The organism is Vescimonas coprocola, assembly GCF_018408575.1.
GTDB lineage: Bacteria > Bacillota > Clostridia > Oscillospirales > Oscillospiraceae > Vescimonas > Vescimonas coprocola.
Map to the genome: position 1 here is coordinate 1,985,951 of NZ_AP023418.1, position 15,083 is coordinate 2,001,033.

8 protein-coding genes are annotated in these 15,083 nt (G+C 57.6%); 2 read left to right on the top strand and 6 right to left on the bottom strand.

The window, feature by feature from the left end:
- Positions 1 to 80 precede the first annotated feature (80 nt).
- Complete coding sequence (locus tag KJS28_RS09815; RefSeq protein WP_213540760.1) at positions 81 to 1,766, top strand: Na+/H+ antiporter NhaC family protein; 1,686 nt, start codon at positions 81 to 83, stop codon at positions 1,764 to 1,766.
- Positions 1,767 to 1,977: 211 nt separating this feature from the next.
- On the opposite strand, the gene KJS28_RS09820 is transcribed toward KJS28_RS09815, so the two are convergent.
- Both KJS28_RS09820 and KJS28_RS09825 read right to left on the bottom strand, forming a co-directional pair.
- On the bottom strand, positions 1,978 to 2,241 hold the full coding sequence (locus KJS28_RS09820; protein WP_213540761.1) for a helix-turn-helix domain-containing protein: 264 nt from the start codon (positions 2,239 to 2,241) through the stop codon (positions 1,978 to 1,980).
- A 230-nt stretch (positions 2,242 to 2,471) separates the two neighbouring features.
- Positions 2,472 to 4,007, bottom strand: a complete 1,536-nt coding sequence (locus KJS28_RS09825) for a histidine kinase (RefSeq protein WP_213540762.1) — start codon at positions 4,005 to 4,007, stop codon at positions 2,472 to 2,474.
- A 145-nt stretch (positions 4,008 to 4,152) separates the two neighbouring features.
- Between KJS28_RS09825 and KJS28_RS09830 the strand changes: the two genes are divergently transcribed.
- Positions 4,153 to 4,533 (top strand): RidA family protein, encoded by a 381-nt coding sequence (locus KJS28_RS09830; RefSeq protein WP_213540763.1) that lies wholly within the window; start codon positions 4,153 to 4,155, stop codon positions 4,531 to 4,533.
- Between the two features lie 311 nt (positions 4,534 to 4,844).
- Here KJS28_RS09830 and KJS28_RS09835 read toward each other — a convergent pair whose 3' ends face one another.
- The 4 genes from KJS28_RS09835 to KJS28_RS09850 form a co-directional block, all read right to left on the bottom strand.
- Entirely contained in the window at positions 4,845 to 10,187 is a 5,343-nt protein-coding gene (locus tag KJS28_RS09835) for an InlB B-repeat-containing protein (protein WP_213540764.1), read from the bottom strand.
- Positions 10,188 to 10,684: 497 nt separating this feature from the next.
- Entirely contained in the window at positions 10,685 to 12,622 is a 1,938-nt protein-coding gene (locus tag KJS28_RS09840; protein ID WP_213540765.1) for a TasA family protein, read from the bottom strand.
- Between the two features lie 692 nt (positions 12,623 to 13,314).
- Entirely contained in the window at positions 13,315 to 13,620 is a 306-nt protein-coding gene (locus KJS28_RS09845) for a hypothetical protein (RefSeq protein WP_002304425.1), read from the bottom strand.
- An 85-nt stretch (positions 13,621 to 13,705) separates the two neighbouring features.
- Positions 13,706 to 15,079 (bottom strand): site-specific integrase, encoded by a 1,374-nt coding sequence (locus KJS28_RS09850; RefSeq protein WP_002304423.1) that lies wholly within the window; start codon positions 15,077 to 15,079, stop codon positions 13,706 to 13,708.
- Positions 15,080 to 15,083: the final 4 nt, after the last annotated feature.

Consider the following 15,083-nt stretch of genomic DNA (forward strand, 5'->3'; position numbering starts at 1 on the left):
GAAGCGGTTTCCGGAATCTTGACAATACCTTCAAAAACCGCTACCATAAAGTCACCAAATTTGAGGAGGTAAATCACCTAATGGAAAAGAAAGGCACTCGTATAGCGTATTTTATTGCGCTGGCGATCGTTGTGATCGCACTGGTCATCGCCAAGGTGGCCAATGACGGTTCCGGCTTCGTAGCCACCGGTTGGGCGTTGTTCCCCCCCATCGTGGCTATTGCGCTGGCCCTCATCAGTAAGGAAGTGTACTCTTCCCTGTTTCTGGGCTGCGTGGTAGGTGCCCTGCTGCTGGCCAACTTCCAGCCCTGGCAGATGGTCGTGAATTTCATCGGCGCCGGTGAGGGCGTCGGCATGATCAACGCCATCGACATCTCCATCCTGATCTTCCTGGTCATCTTGGGCATCATGGTGGATCTGATGAACAAGGCCGGCGGTTCCGCTGCCTTCGGCCGCTGGGCCAAGAAGGCCGTGAAGACCCGCTCCGGTGCGCAGCTGCTGACCATGCTGCTGGGCGTGCTGATCTTCATCGACGACTATTTCAACTGCCTGACCGTGGGCGCCGTGATGCGTCCCGTGACGGAGAGCCACAAGATCTCCCGCGCCAAGCTGGCTTACATTATCGATGCCACCGCCGCTCCCGTTTGTATGCTGGCTCCCGTGTCCTCTTGGGCCGCCGCCGTTGCATCCTACGTGCCCGATGGCTTCCCCGGCTCCCGTATCAGCATGTTCCTGAGCCAGATCCCCTTCAACTACTACTGCATCCTGACGCTGGTGATGGTCATCGTCACCTCCCTGCTGAACATTGACTACGGTCCCATGCTGACCCATGAGTACAATGCTCAGGTCAAGGACGATCTGTTCACCACCCCCGAGCGTCCCTTTGAGGGCGCCGACGACTACGAAGAGGGTGCCAAGCACTCCTCCGTGCTGGATCTGCTGCTGCCCGTTATCGTTCTGATCGCCCTGTGCATCGTTGGTCTGGTCTGGACCGGTGGTATGTGGGACGCCGAGAGCGACAACTACGGCAACTTCGTCATGTCCTTCTCCGACGCCAGCGCCGGTACCGGCCTGTGCTTGGGTTCCATCATTGCACTGGTCTTTACGTTCATGTACTACTGGCTGCGCGGCCTCATCACCTTCGAGAAGTCCATGGAGGCGATCCCCAATGGCTTCATCCAGATGATCTCCCCCATCCTGATCCTCTGCTTCGCCTGGACCCTGTGCGGCCTGTGCCGTGACAATGGTCTGCAGGTGGGTACCTTCGTAGAGGGCGTTATGGCCAACACCGGCAGCCTTGCTAAGTTCCTGCCCGCCGTGATCTTCATCGTGGCCTGCTTCATCGGCTTCGCCACCGGTACCTCTTGGGGTACCATCGGCATCATGGTCCCGCTGGTCTGCGCCGTGTTTGACTGGGATACCCAGATGACTCTGCTGTCCGTGGGTCTGGCTGCTTCCTGCGCCGGCGGCGTGTGCGGCGACCACCTGTCCCCCATCTCCGATACCACCATCATGGCTTCTGCCGGTGCCCACTGCTTCCACCTGAACCATGTGGCGACCCAGCTGCCCTATGGTATCACCGTGGCCGCCGTTTCCTTCGTCAGCTTCATCATTGCCGGTCTGGTCCAGAGCGCTGTGGTCTGCATGATCATCGCCATCGTGCTGATGGTCGCCACCCTGCTGGTCATCAAGGCCGTCACCGCCAAGAAGCACGCCGGCGTCTTTGCCGAAATGGCCGAGGCCGACAAGGTGCTCTACAACAAGTAAGCGATCGTCTTTCCCATACAGGGTATGCCCCCGGCTCAGCCGGGGGCATATTTTTGTATTCCGAAAACCTGAGCTCTCGCCCCGGTTTTGAAATTTTTTCCCTGCTTCTTCTTTCGTCCTCCCCAGAGCCGAGGAAGCCGCCCAAAAGTGGTTTGACACCTCTCTCCGGGGCAGGAATGCTGCCCCACTCCGAAAGAGACCACACAGCGGCTCACAGGGGCGGATATGTGGTCTCTGCGCTCTGTACCGACAGCTTTTGCTGCACTCGCTGACGCTCCAGTTCGGTCATTTGCCGCTGGCAACACTGCTCCAAGACCTCGTGCATGGGAACGATGGTGCAGCGCAAGTTTCCGTTTTTCCTAATACCGTTTTTCATCTGTATCTGCGTCCATTCCGTGATGATGAGCCCGTGTTCCTCCAGCAGGCGCATATGCTTGGCAGCGGTATTGCGGGAGAGATGCAGGACTTTCGCCATGTGGAGCACATCATCAGTGCTTCAAAGGCCCTCTTCGGCTGGTCTGCACTGGTCAGCTGCCGGGATCTGAAATCCCTCACCGTCCCCGAGAGGTGTCGGAGGATATCTTTGGCAGCGGCGAGGAGGAGCACCAGCTGTTCCGGAAGCTGAATATCCAAATATGTGTAAACGAATATAGCAGTCTCTCCCACAGCAAAAGAGACGGTCCGTAGGGACCGTCCCTTTTCCTGTTATGGTTGCTGATCGGCCTGCGCTCCCCTGCCGGGGGCATCGCTGCGGTTGACTACAAAAATTCCCACGCATACCAGTACCAATGCCGCTAAACTGTACGGGGTAAAGGCCTGCTGTCCCTCCCGCAGGAGCAGCGCCGACAGAAGCACGCCGAACACGGGATTCAAAAAGCCGTATACCGCCACCCGCCCCACCGGATTGTACCGGGTCAGGGCGCTCCAGATGGTCTGGGCCACGGCGGACAGCAGCACCATGTATCCCAACAGCAGAAGGGACTGCCCGGTGAAATGCGGCAGCGTACCGCCGAAGCACAGTCCCGTCAGCAGCAAAAGCCCCCCGCCCACGATGAACTGATATCCGCACAGGGTCAGGGTGTCCTCTCCCTCGGCATACCGCTTGAAAAGCGAGATGGAGAAGCCGTTGGCCAGCGCCGCCAGCAGCACCGCACCGTCCCCCAGCAGGGTGAATCCTCCGCCCAATCCGCCGCCGGACAGATGATCCCGGAGCTTTTTCAGCACCTCCTCCGGGATACCGGCGCCGTTATCGCTGACGGAGATCACCAGCTTTCCGTCCTCTGCGGTGGCCGACACCTTCACGTGCAGCGGGTATTCATCCTCCCCGGCCCCGTGCAGGATGGCATTTTCCACCAGCGGCTGGATGGTCAGCACCGGGATCATCAGCTGCCCGCAGGCGGAAACGTCCCCCACCTCGAAGGAAAAGCCGGGCCCCAACCGCTGGCTCTGCAGGGTCAGATACTGCCGGGCGCACTGCATCTCCTCCGCCAGCGTGCAGATGGAGTCCTTGTAGTAGTACGCCCGCCGCAGCAGATCCGCCAGATCGCAGATGAGATCCGCCGTCTGGGGCGCTCCCTCCCGATAGGCCGTCCTCATCAGCAGATTCAGGGTGTTAAACAGAAAGTGCGGACTGATCTGGGACTGCAAAAACTTAAATTCACTGGCGTGCAGCGTCCGCTCCAGTGCCAGCTTCTTCTCCACCTGACGGGCGTATTCCCGCCGGGTCTCCAGCTCCACCTCGGAGGTGGCCACATACCCGGCAAAGACCTGCAGCATCTGCATCCTGGCATCCAGCTCTTCCGCAGAGAGCACCCGCAGCGTCCCCGCCAGCGCCACCATTTCGTCGTAATCCAGCTCCAGCTCCTGACAGTGCCGGCGCAGTGTGCTGTAAAACGCCCCCTCGGTATCCCGTGTGAGGAACTGCCCGTATGTCAGGCTGAGCCCTCTGGCCTCCGGCAGCGGCACCGGCACGGAGATCACGCTGATGCCCATGTGACACTGGGACACCGTACACCGCTGCTCGGCGTCCAGCCCGAAGCTGTGGTTGCAGGCCAGACAGTGCTGAGCGCCCTTTTCGCTGCTGATGACCCTGCGGCAGAAGCCGGTAAACACGTCCAGCCGCAGCGGCCCCTGATAGTGTCCCTCCTGATCGATAAAGGACACGCTCTGCCCCGTCACATTGGAAAATGTGCGGTCCATCTGCTGTAATAACTGATTCAGCGCATGGCCTGTTACCGCCATTTTGCTCCCTCCTCCATCATCGGCTCCCAGACCCTACCCGGAAGCGCTTTCCAAAAGGGGACTTGCCAAAACAAATGGCCTATGCTATAATCGTCCCCGACATTTGGCAGTCATCACTGCTGTACACCAGAAAGGAGATCCTCCCATGAAAAAAGCTATTTCCACCAACGGCGCTCCTGCCGCCATCGGCCCCTATTCTCAGGCCATCGACTGCGGTGAATTTGTATTCACCAGTGGCCAGCTCGGTCTGGACCCCGCCACCGGTAAACTTGCAGACGGCGGCGTACAGGCTCAGGCCACGCAGGCTATGAAAAACATCCAGGCGGTTCTGACCGCAGCCGGACTGACTCTGGATAACGTGGTCAAAACTACCGTTCTCCTCACGAATATCGCTGATTTCGCCGCCGTTAACGAGGTCTACGCCTCCTTCTTTGAGGGAACTACCTACCCCGCACGCTGCGCCTATCAGGTGAGCGCACTGCCCGCCGGGGGGCTGGTGGAAATCGAGACCATCTGCCAGAAGTGATCGCAGCACTTGCCTGCATTATACCCTCATTCCGGCTTTTCTGTCAACGAAAACTCCGGTCGGGCCGCTCATCTGACCCGGCTGCCGCCCTGCGTGCAAAGCCGTGTCCGCCCTGCTGGCCTCTGGAAAACATTGGATAAATCGGCTGCATCGTTCCGGGAATTTTCCGAGCTTTTCCGGATGTATTTGGCCCCCGGTCATGCCGGGGGCCTTTTCTTATCTACACAGCCACGCACAAGAGGGACGGTCCTTACGGACCGTCCCTCTTGCTTACAGGAAAGATATCGAGAGATATCGGGAAAAGCGGGATATCAGTTTTCCTTCTTGCGCCGCAGCATCAGACCGGCACCCAGAGCGCACACCAGCATACCGCTCACCCACAGCATCAGCTGACTCTCATCACCGGTGGCGGGGGTATCGGGTGTGGTGGGCTTCTCCGGCTGCTGGGGCTTGCCGGGCTCCACGGGAGTGGTAGGCTCCTCAGCGCCGCAGCGGCTGCACTTGCCATCCTTGTAGTCGTGGCCCAGAGCGGGAATCACCTCGCCCTGCTTCACCGTGACGCCACAGACCTTGCAGACCTCGTCGCCGGTGTAGCCGTCCTCGGTGCAGGTGGCATCCTTGGTGCCCACCAACTCCGTGTCGTGACTGGTGGCGGGGATGACCTCCGTCTTGGTGTCGGTATGCTCCTTGCCCTCGAAGGTGACCTTGGCGGTGTAGGTCCGCACGCCGTCGGCCTCGCAGGTGGTCGCAGTGGTCACCTCGTTGGTAACAGCAGCGTTCACCGTCTCCACATGGGAATCATCATTGCCGCAAGTAAAGGTGGCAGAAGCGGTGAAATCATCGTTCCACTTCCACACCGGGGCGCCATAGGTATGACCCGTGGCGGGGATAGCCAGCTTCTCCAGCGTTGTCTCGGTCTTGCCATCGGCATCGCTGAACAGCTTGCCGCAGACCTCACACTTCCAGTGAGCGGAGGTGCCGGCGGTCTCGCAGGTGGCAGGCACTGCCTCCACGGCGGTCAGCTGGTGACCCTTGGCGGGGACAGGCTCCGTCTTGGTATCGGTGTACTCCTTGCCCTCAAAGGTGACCTTGGCGGTGTAGGTGCGGGTGCCGCCAACCTCGCAGCTGCCCTCCGTAACCTCGCTGGTCACAGTGGCATCGACCTTCTCCACATGGGAAGTATCATTGGCGCAGGTGAAGGTGGCAGAAGCGGTGAAATCATCGTTCCACTTCCACACAGGCTCGCCATAGGCGTGGCCGGTGGCGGGGATGGTCAGCTTCTCCAGCGTTGTCTCGGTCTTGCCCTCGGCATCGCTGAACAGCTTGCCGCAGACGTCGCACTTCCAGTAAGCGGAGGTGCCGGCGGTCTCGCAGGTGGCAGGCACCTCTGCCACAGCGGTCAGGGTGTGACCGGCGGCGGGAATGACCTCGGTCTTGCTGGAGGTATACTCCTTATCCTCGAAGGTGACCTTAGCGGTATAGGTGCGGACGCCGGTGGTCTCGCAAGCGGCGGGCGTGGTGACAGCGCTGGTCACCTCGGCCGTGACGTTTTCCACATGGGTGGCGTCGTTGGTGCAGGTGAAGGTGGCAGTGGCCTTGAAATCATCCGTCCACTTCCACACCGGCTCACCATAGGCGTGGCCGGTGGCGGGGATGACCTCGGTCTTGGTGTCGCTGCACATGGTGCAGGTGTAGGTCATGACGCCATTCTCGGTGCAGGTAGCCGCCGTGGTGACCTGACCGTCATTCCACGTGTGCTGGCCGCTCTCCGTGGGGCAGGCCACGTAGTACATCCGCACTACATCGCCGTCCTTCAGCTGGTAAGTCCCCAGTGTGGCATAGATGGGCTGGCCGTTGTCGTAGCGCTCAATGGGCATCTCCCCATTGACGGTGAACATCCAGCCGGACCAACTGCCGAAGGCGCTGTCGCCGCCGGTAAGGCTCACGCTGTTGGGATCGGTGATACCGGAGAGATAGGTGCTGCTGCCGGTGTAGGTATACTGGTTCTCCGTCAGAGCCGCCATCACGGCATCCGCTGCCGTGCGGTGATCTCCGGTGGAGCAGGTGTAGGTGGCGCCCTCCAGATCGGTGAAGTCCTCCTTGAAGGTGCTGCCCTCCACATTCACGGTAACGGTCAGGGGCTGCAAATTGGGATCCTCGATGCCCTCGGTGCCGATGACGGTGACGGTGGTGGAAATGGGCTGCTTGTAGAACTGGGCAAACTGCTCATAGTCGGCATTGCCCTGGAACTTCTCGTAGTATTTGGCGTACTGGGTGTAGGTCAGAACACTGTCCACGGTGATGCGGGTGTTGTACTTGGGCTGGGTCACCCGCAGCGTCTCGTGGGCCACCACAGCGTTGTTGCTGGAGCGGAAGCAGCGGTACTGCTGAGCATCGTACCAGCCGGGAATATCGTCCGCCTTGACGCCCACGGCATTGTAGCTGTCCATGTTGCGGATGAACTTATAGCCGGTGGTGGCGGGGACGATCTCGATGAAGGAGCGCATATCGCCGGTGACGTGGTCACGGTCGGCGTTGGCCTTGCGGATGCCCTCCCAGTACACATCCTCGGTGCATACCAGCCTCATGAAGGCGGCGGCAGTGTCCAGTTCCTCCTGGGTCAGAGGCTGAACGGTGAGGGTGATATCCTTGCTGGCCAGCACCGGCATGGAGGCGTAATCCGTACCCTCGCCGCTGGGGCGGGAGAGGATCTTCATGGTGATGGTGACGGTCTTGGCCTCCTGACCGGGCAGGGGGCGATAGGTCAGCATCCGGGCCACATTGGCCGTGGTGGGACCGGCGGACACCACCACATCGGCGTCGCTGGTATACAGCATGATGGGGGTGTACTTGCCGTCGAAGCCCTGCTCATAATCCCGGTAGGAAATGGCGCTGAGCTGCTTGGTGGTGGGCAGCTGGATGTCGGAGACCACGTTTGTGGTGTCGATCTTGGAATTGTCACGGGGATCCTTTAGGCCGATCTCACGCACCGCCGTCTCCAGCAGTGCCTGATAGTCCATGGCGGGAGGCGTATTGTCACCCTTGACCACCACGGTATAGACCATGTTCAGGTTCAGATCCTCCCGGCCGTTATAGACCAGCTTCAGGGTCAGGGTCACGCTGGTGTCCTTCTTGGGCTGGGCCACCGTGACCGTATAAGGGGCAAAGTAGGGGTAAGAGACCTCCTTGAAGGAGATCACGCCGGTGTTGCTGGAGGTCCACGTGGCGGTGGTCCACAGTTCCTGATCCGTACCGCTGCTGTAGTCCACCTTGCTCTCGTCCACGCCGGCCTTCAGGGGATACTTGGGCAGGCTGGTGAGATCGGAGGCACTCTCCACCGTCTCAGGCACACGGATGCGGGCCGCCACGGTACGCAGAGCCTCCATGGCCTTTTCCTCGTCCAGAGGAATGCTGAACAGGCACCCGGTGGACTCCTTGGTGTAGGTATTGCAGGTCAGCACCAGCGTAGGCCGCACGGTGCCGGAAGCCGCCGTGGTGCTGCCGTTTTCGTTCCACTTATACTGGATGGTGCCGTCGGCCGTGATGCCCACGTGGTTATAGCTGCTGTAAGACGCCTCCTTCATGCTGACGGTGACGTCCGTGATCCCGGCAGCCTCCAGCTTGGCCCGGAGCATGGTCAGTGCATTGGTGTCCTTGCCGTAGGTGACGTTGTAGGTGCCGCCAATGGCCTTCTCGGCGGCCTCCAGCTTGGCCTCGGCCTCCAGCTGCTCCGGAGACTTGCTCTCCGTCCAGACGGCATAGAGGTTGTATGTCTCGCCGTCCTCGCTGCCTTCGTCCCAACCGTCACCCTCCTCGAAGGGGCGGTTGATGGTGGCGCCGTCGGCATACTTGACGGTGCTGCCGTAGCTGCTCTCCGCCCAACCGGCGAAGGTATAGCCCTCCCGGCTGAAGCCGCAGGGCGTCAGCTGCACATCCTGACCGAAGGGTGCCGTCTGGTCGGCCATGGTGCCGGTGGTGGTGTTCTTGTCGCTGTACTTGACGTTATACTTGATGATGTACTGATAGTCACGCCACTTGGCGATGAGAGTCACCTCGTCGCCGCTGAACACGGTGTCCTTGGTGACGGCCTCACCGAAGGAGCCGTCGGCATTCTTGATGTACCAGCCGTCCAGCGCCTTGTTGGCGGGGTAGTAGTAGCTACTCAGAGAGGGCATGCTGGAGAATACCTTGTCCGGCGTCACGGTCTTGTCCCTCAGCGTGTTCTTATAGCCGTTGCCGTCGAAGTGGACAGTGATGCCCTTGGTCCAGTGGGCGTACAGATGGAAGCCATTTTCGGCGTCCTCGGCGGTGAACTTATAGGACGGGCCCACCGCATTGCCGCCCTCCGCCGCATCGAACCAGCCGTCAAAGATATAGCCGGTGCGGACGGGGTCCTCAATGGCGTCAAACTTGGTGCCGCCGCCCTCCTTAAGGATGTAGTTGTAGTTGCTGCCCACGATGCAGGTGCGGGTGCCGTTCTCTGCACCGTCATAGTTCGGGTGCAGCGTCACATTCACCGGCAGGCCGTACCAAGCGGCGTAGAGGGTGACCGTCTCCCCCTGCTTGGTGGTCAGGTTCTTCACCGGCTTCTCGTCGGCATAGCTGCCGCTGGAGGCGCCGGAGGATGCGCTCCAGCCGTTGAAGTAGTAGCCGGGGCGGGTAAAGGTGTTCTTGGGCAGCGTGACCTCCTGATCATAGGTAGCGGGGATGGAGTCCATGGCTCCCTGGCCGCCCTCACCGCCGCTGAAGGCGATGGTGTAGGTAATGGGGCTCCACTGAGCGGTGTAGATGACGTCGCCGGAGATCACCGTCTCCGCCGTCAGCTTCTCCTCGCCGTTGAACCAGCCCTCGAAGGTATAGCCCTTCTTGGTGGGGTCTGCGGGAATACGGCTGCCGATGGCGCTGTTCTGGGGGACCAGAACGGTGGTGTCGGTGTCGCCGTTGCGGAGCGTAACGGTGTAAGCGTCCGACCACACGGCGTACAGATCCAGATCCGTCTCCGTGGTGATGGCGGCGCCGTCCTCATAGGCCACAGCCCCGTCGGCGGAGGTGGCCCAACCGGCGAAGATCTTGCCCTCGCAGGTGAAGGTATTGGCCTTCAGGGTGCCCTTGCCGCCGAAGATCTTCTGCGTGGCGGTGTCCTCCGTGCCGTTGTTGGCGTGGAAGGTCACCACCAGCGCCTCACCGGCGGAGAAGTTCCGCAGATAGACGCAGTCGTCGAACTTGTCGCCGCTGATGTCCTTCTCATACCGCACGGTCAGCTTGTCGCCCCGCTTGGCGTCCAACTCCAGACCCTTCCAGTTCTTGTCGCCGCTCTCGCCGTCGACGAGGGTGGTGCTGCCCAGTGTGATGGTGCACTTGTCGTATCTGGCCTCGGAGGAGACCTTATACTCGAAGGACAGGTGGGTATCTTCTGTAAAGGTCAGGGTCAGGGTGCTGGAGGAGTAGTTCTTTCCGGCATTGCCGGACATGAGGACCTCCTCGCCGTCCTTGGTACTGACCTTCCATGCGGTGGTGCCGGCGCCGGGATCAGCGGCGATGGGGAGCCCGTCGAAATAGTCGTCAACGGACTTCTTGGCCGCAAAGACCGACGTGGGGATCAGGCTCACCAGCATGATCACCGTCAGCACCATGGAGAGCAGTCTCTTTTTCATGTTGCTTTCTTCCTTTCTCTGATACTTTCGTTGTCTCCTGCGGGGAGACATTTCCGCCGCCGGAGGAGAAAATCGGAAGGAACGGATGCAAAAAAGCGGGTCCGCACCGGCATACCGATGCGGACCCGCTTTGTTTCCAAGCGGCCCGGCGGATGTCCCAGTGTCGGCAGGCATCCGATCCAGCGGCCGGCGTATCTGACTTATCCGGCTCGGCCGGCTTCACAGTGACCCACTCGCAGGGCTTTGCGCCCTATTCCGCCTGCCCCGCAGCATGGGGCAGGCCGCTCGATCTTCTATTCTCTTTTCGGCGGGGCTCGTCCCCGTTCAGGATGTTTCGACGTTTATCAGTATACCACAAGCCTTCCCCCATTGCAAGGGAGACTTTGCCTCCCCCGCCAGCGTGTATTTTACCCCGCCCCACGCAAAAGCTCCCTGCGCCGGAGCCTTCCCCCCCAGCGCAGGGAGCCTTCTTCACTTTTGCCAGGATACTTCCCGGCTTACTTGTTCACGCAGTACTCGCTGTTAGCAAGGCGCATTCTGTACCCCTCCACCGGCGCATCATAGCTGGAATCGCCATAGGAGACATAATAATCCGCATAACCGCCCCAATAGTAACCACCATTGACCCAGTATTTGCCGCTGACTTCCTTGATTACATCAGCACCATTCTTATCATTTTCCTTCAAAGTGGCCTTGCCCTGAACGTCCACGCACTCTTCATAATAATCCACCGTGATGTTCTCCACCGTGCAGTTCTCCACGCTGGCGTTGTCCACGCCGTTGCCACGCTGGATCATGCCGGCCAGACCGCCCATGTCATAGGCGGCGTGGATGGTGTTGTTCTTGGAAACGCAGCCCTTGAAGGTGACCTTCACGCCGGGATCGGCGCCCATGCCCAGCAGGATGCCGATCTTGCCGTAGCCCCAGATGGAGCTGTTGGTGACGCTGACATTCTCGAACAGAGTCGTGCCATAGGTATAACCCAGCACAACACCGCCCACATTGCCCGCAAACTGCGGTTTTGCATCATTCACAAAGTACACATCCGCTCCATCAAAGGCGATATCCTTAACAGTGACTGCACCGTTGATATCACCGATGAAGCCTGCGCCGTAAACGCTTCTATCACTGCTATTCGTGCAGCCACGTACCTTCATGTTCCGGATGGTATGGCCGTTACCGTTCACGACAATACCGGAAAGCCGGTTATAGCCGTTAATGGGCTTCCACAGGTACTCACCCAGATCTACATCATTGGCGAGATTCAGGGTATAACCGCTGTAATTCTTACCGTCGTCCGTGACTTCCTTGGCAAACAGGGCCAACTCCTCAGCGGAGGCCACCGTCACCACCTTGTTGGCGGTATCCACCGGCGTGGCATAGCCGTCCGCCGCATGGTCAGTCCAGTAATCTCTGGCAAACACAGCGGTGAAGGGAGAGAAGTGGCTGACCTTCATGGTGACATAGCCGGTGGCGGCGTCGTACACATAGTGATCCGCCGCATCCGTTAGGGCCCCATTGTCTTTTGTCATTTTCTCGCCATTATGATAGAGCTTCAGAGCGGTACGGTTCTTGCCGACGTTCATCTCCACCGTCATCAGCGTACCATTCGTGCTGACAGCGTTGCCGCTCTGGTCCTTCATCGTGACCTCATAGCTCTGGCTGCTCTCGGTGCTTGCAACCTTCACCCCAGCGGGCGTGGCGCTCTTCACCACCTCCAGCTTCAGGGACTGCACGCCCTCATCCAGAGCGCCCGCAGGCACCGTTACCTGAATGGTGTGATTCTCTTCCTTGTCCTTCAGCACGGTGTCGCCGTCGGTATTCACATCGCCCACAGCCACCACGGGATAGGTGGCGTTGGCATCGTAGGTGTTGTTGAAGCTGTCGCTCTCCACGGTGTCCTGGGTGGCCACCACGGTGATGGCGATGCCGTCGATGGACTCGTTCATGTACTCATTGCCGGCGGACTCCCACATATGGCCCTTGATGGTGAAGGCATTGCTCTCGCCGGCCGCCAGATGCTGCTCAGCGCCCATCGCCACATCGCCGATGGTCCAGTCGATGACAGTGTTCAGCTTGGCGCTGCCGTTGATACCGGTGATGATCACCTTGTACTTCAGCGCCAGATTGCCGTTGTTGCGGATCCGCAGGGCGGGCAGTTCATAGGTACAGCCCGGCTCCCACAGGATGGCTTCGCCCTTAGCATCAGCGGCCTTGACGAAGTCCAGCGTCTTGCCCTCGGCGCTGACCCACTTGCCGTCAGCGTTCTGCATCTCCAGCACCACATCCAGGTTACCGGCCTGAATTTTGTTGACGTTGGTGCTTGCGGTGTCGGTGAACCATGCGAAGGTAGCGCCTACCAGCATAGCCAGGCACAGAACCATGGCCATGACGCTGCCCAGCAAGGCCCGTTTGGTACTCTTGCGGTTTGTCATAAGTATCTCCTCCTATTTTTTGCGTGTGACCGATGGAGCGCTCGCACGGGGAATAACTCCTTATCGTTTCAAGCGAAACGATAACCGCCCATGGGCGGTTCGGCGTACACATGGATGTGCGTATCATAGCACCGCAGCCGAAAAAGCACAAGGCCTTTTTTCACAAATTTTCGTCATTTTCTTCAAAAAACGCCTCAGGCAGCAAAAAACACCGCAGGGTGGGGAAATTCCCCGTCCTGCGGTGTTTTATATGGCACCCCCGGCCAGATTCTAACTGGCGGCCTACCGCTTAGGAGTAGACCCGATACGACATCGGGAAGTGGCATCTAATGCTTAAAAATGCTTGGAAATACAAGGTTTTTCAGCATTTCAAATCCCATCTGATACTACGCTGTGATAGCTAATTCAGAGGGATTTTACACCGTCCGATTGGCTCGAAATTAGCAAGTCTTTCGATTTTTGGTGGACGTTGCAAGTGCAAGTAAATGTCACTATGTAACTTCTCGTGATGCGAAATGATAGGAAATCCTATTCATTCTCGTGTGAGGGTGCGGGTGTCCTTAGACACAGATTTCAGTCTGTTTTATATATCATTTCAAAATGAATTTTTCAACCAGAATTATTAAGAATTTCAAAGGTTTTTCAGACTCAATGATTCTATGTAATTTAGACCCGCCGAAGCAGGTCTTTTTTTATTTCAGCATAATCTCTCTATCCTCAGCGCCGAGCATATAAGCACCCTTGGCAAAAGCATCCCTTGCAAGAAGCTCTGCTACATCAACCCTATCGAACAGCATCCATATTTCTTTCTCTTTCGGAGTCAGTTCATGGCTATGGTCAAACAAATGCTCAAGTCCCAATCCTTCAAGCAATGCCGACTTTGCTGCTTTGTATTCCTCAGCTCTGCCAACATATTCGTCGTTCCTTTCCTTGGAAAATGCCTCGATATTGTCAGCTCTCAGATGCTCGTAATACTCGTCCATAAAGATTCTATCCATACTCGTTGACCTCCATAACAAAAAAATAAGGGCAGACCCTTTTACAGCTATTGTAGCTATGTAAAAGGATCTGCCCTTGCAGTTACTATAATGTTTTTGCCAGCGACTTCAGGAGTGCTGCCATTTCCGGATTTTGCAGAAGCTTCAGAAGAAGTTCTTTATCATCAGCGGAGCTTTCCGTTGCGGCTGGTTGAACCGGCTCAGGCGTTGCCTGTCTGCCTGAGTAGAACGCAGCTTCCATTCTTTCAGCGTTCAGTCTGCGGTCATCGTCGATGATATGGGAGTAAACATCCGCTACCATCTTGACCTGTGCATGACCGGAATCGCCTTGAACGGATTTCATATCGCCGCCGTTCAGCTTCAGCTTGTAAGTGATACTGGAATGTCGGAGACTATGGAAAACCACTTTCGGCAGTCCCTTCTCCTCAATCAGCTTATTGAAAGCACGGTTGATAACCTGCCCCTCAATCGGCTTGCCATTGGAAGAACAGAAAACCAGATTGAAGTCTACGAACTCGTCACCGAAAAGGTCTTTCAGTTCTTCGATGTCAGCCTTTCGCTGTACCAACATTTCCGCTACGGTTTTCGGTAAGAACACCTTGCGGACACTTGTTTTGGTCTTAGGAGTTTTGAGAACCAATGCGGTATGCGTACTGGCGAAGGTCGGTGGGAACTTGAACATGATGTCCTTACCGTCCAGATCTGCCATCGCTTCACGATTTACTCTCTGCAACTCCTTTTCAACGAAGATGCTTGCCTGACCAAGTTCAATACTGGTGGGGGAAATGTCAATACAGTCCCAGGTAAGCCCCAGAAGCTCGCCCATTCGCAGGGAACAGGAGAAGGCAAGGTTAATAGCCAGACGAAGAATATCATCGTCACAGGCTTCCAGAGCCTTCTGGAGCACTTCTGCTGTCCAGATATCCCTGGTCTTGTGTTCTTCTTTCGGCAGCGTAGCGTGCTCCACAGGGTTTCTGGTCATCAATTCCCACTTGACCGCTTGATTGAAAGCATTTCGCAATGTCTTGTGAACCTCTCGGACAGTATGCGGAGTCAGATATTCTGTACGGGCTTTTACATACTTAGAAGAAACCGCTTTGACAGAAAGCAAATCTCGGTAATACTTGTCCATGATTCTCGGCGTGACATCCTCCAGCTTCATATCACCGATGAGGGGACGAATATAGTTTGCAATCAGGCTCTTTCTGCTTTCATAGGTAGACATCGCCCAGGTGTTCACACCATAGATTGACATATACTCATCCAAAAGATCATTGACGGTTTTAGCAGAAGGGGGAATAAAGGTTCCGGACTCCTGCTCATATTCAACCTGCAACTTCCTTTTCTTTGCTTCGGCATTCGTTTCAAAGGTTTCCCACTTCTGACGCTTGTTGCCGTTCTCATCGGTGTATGTATAAACCACAGAATACTTCTTTTTTCTCTTAACGATAGATGCCATGTAA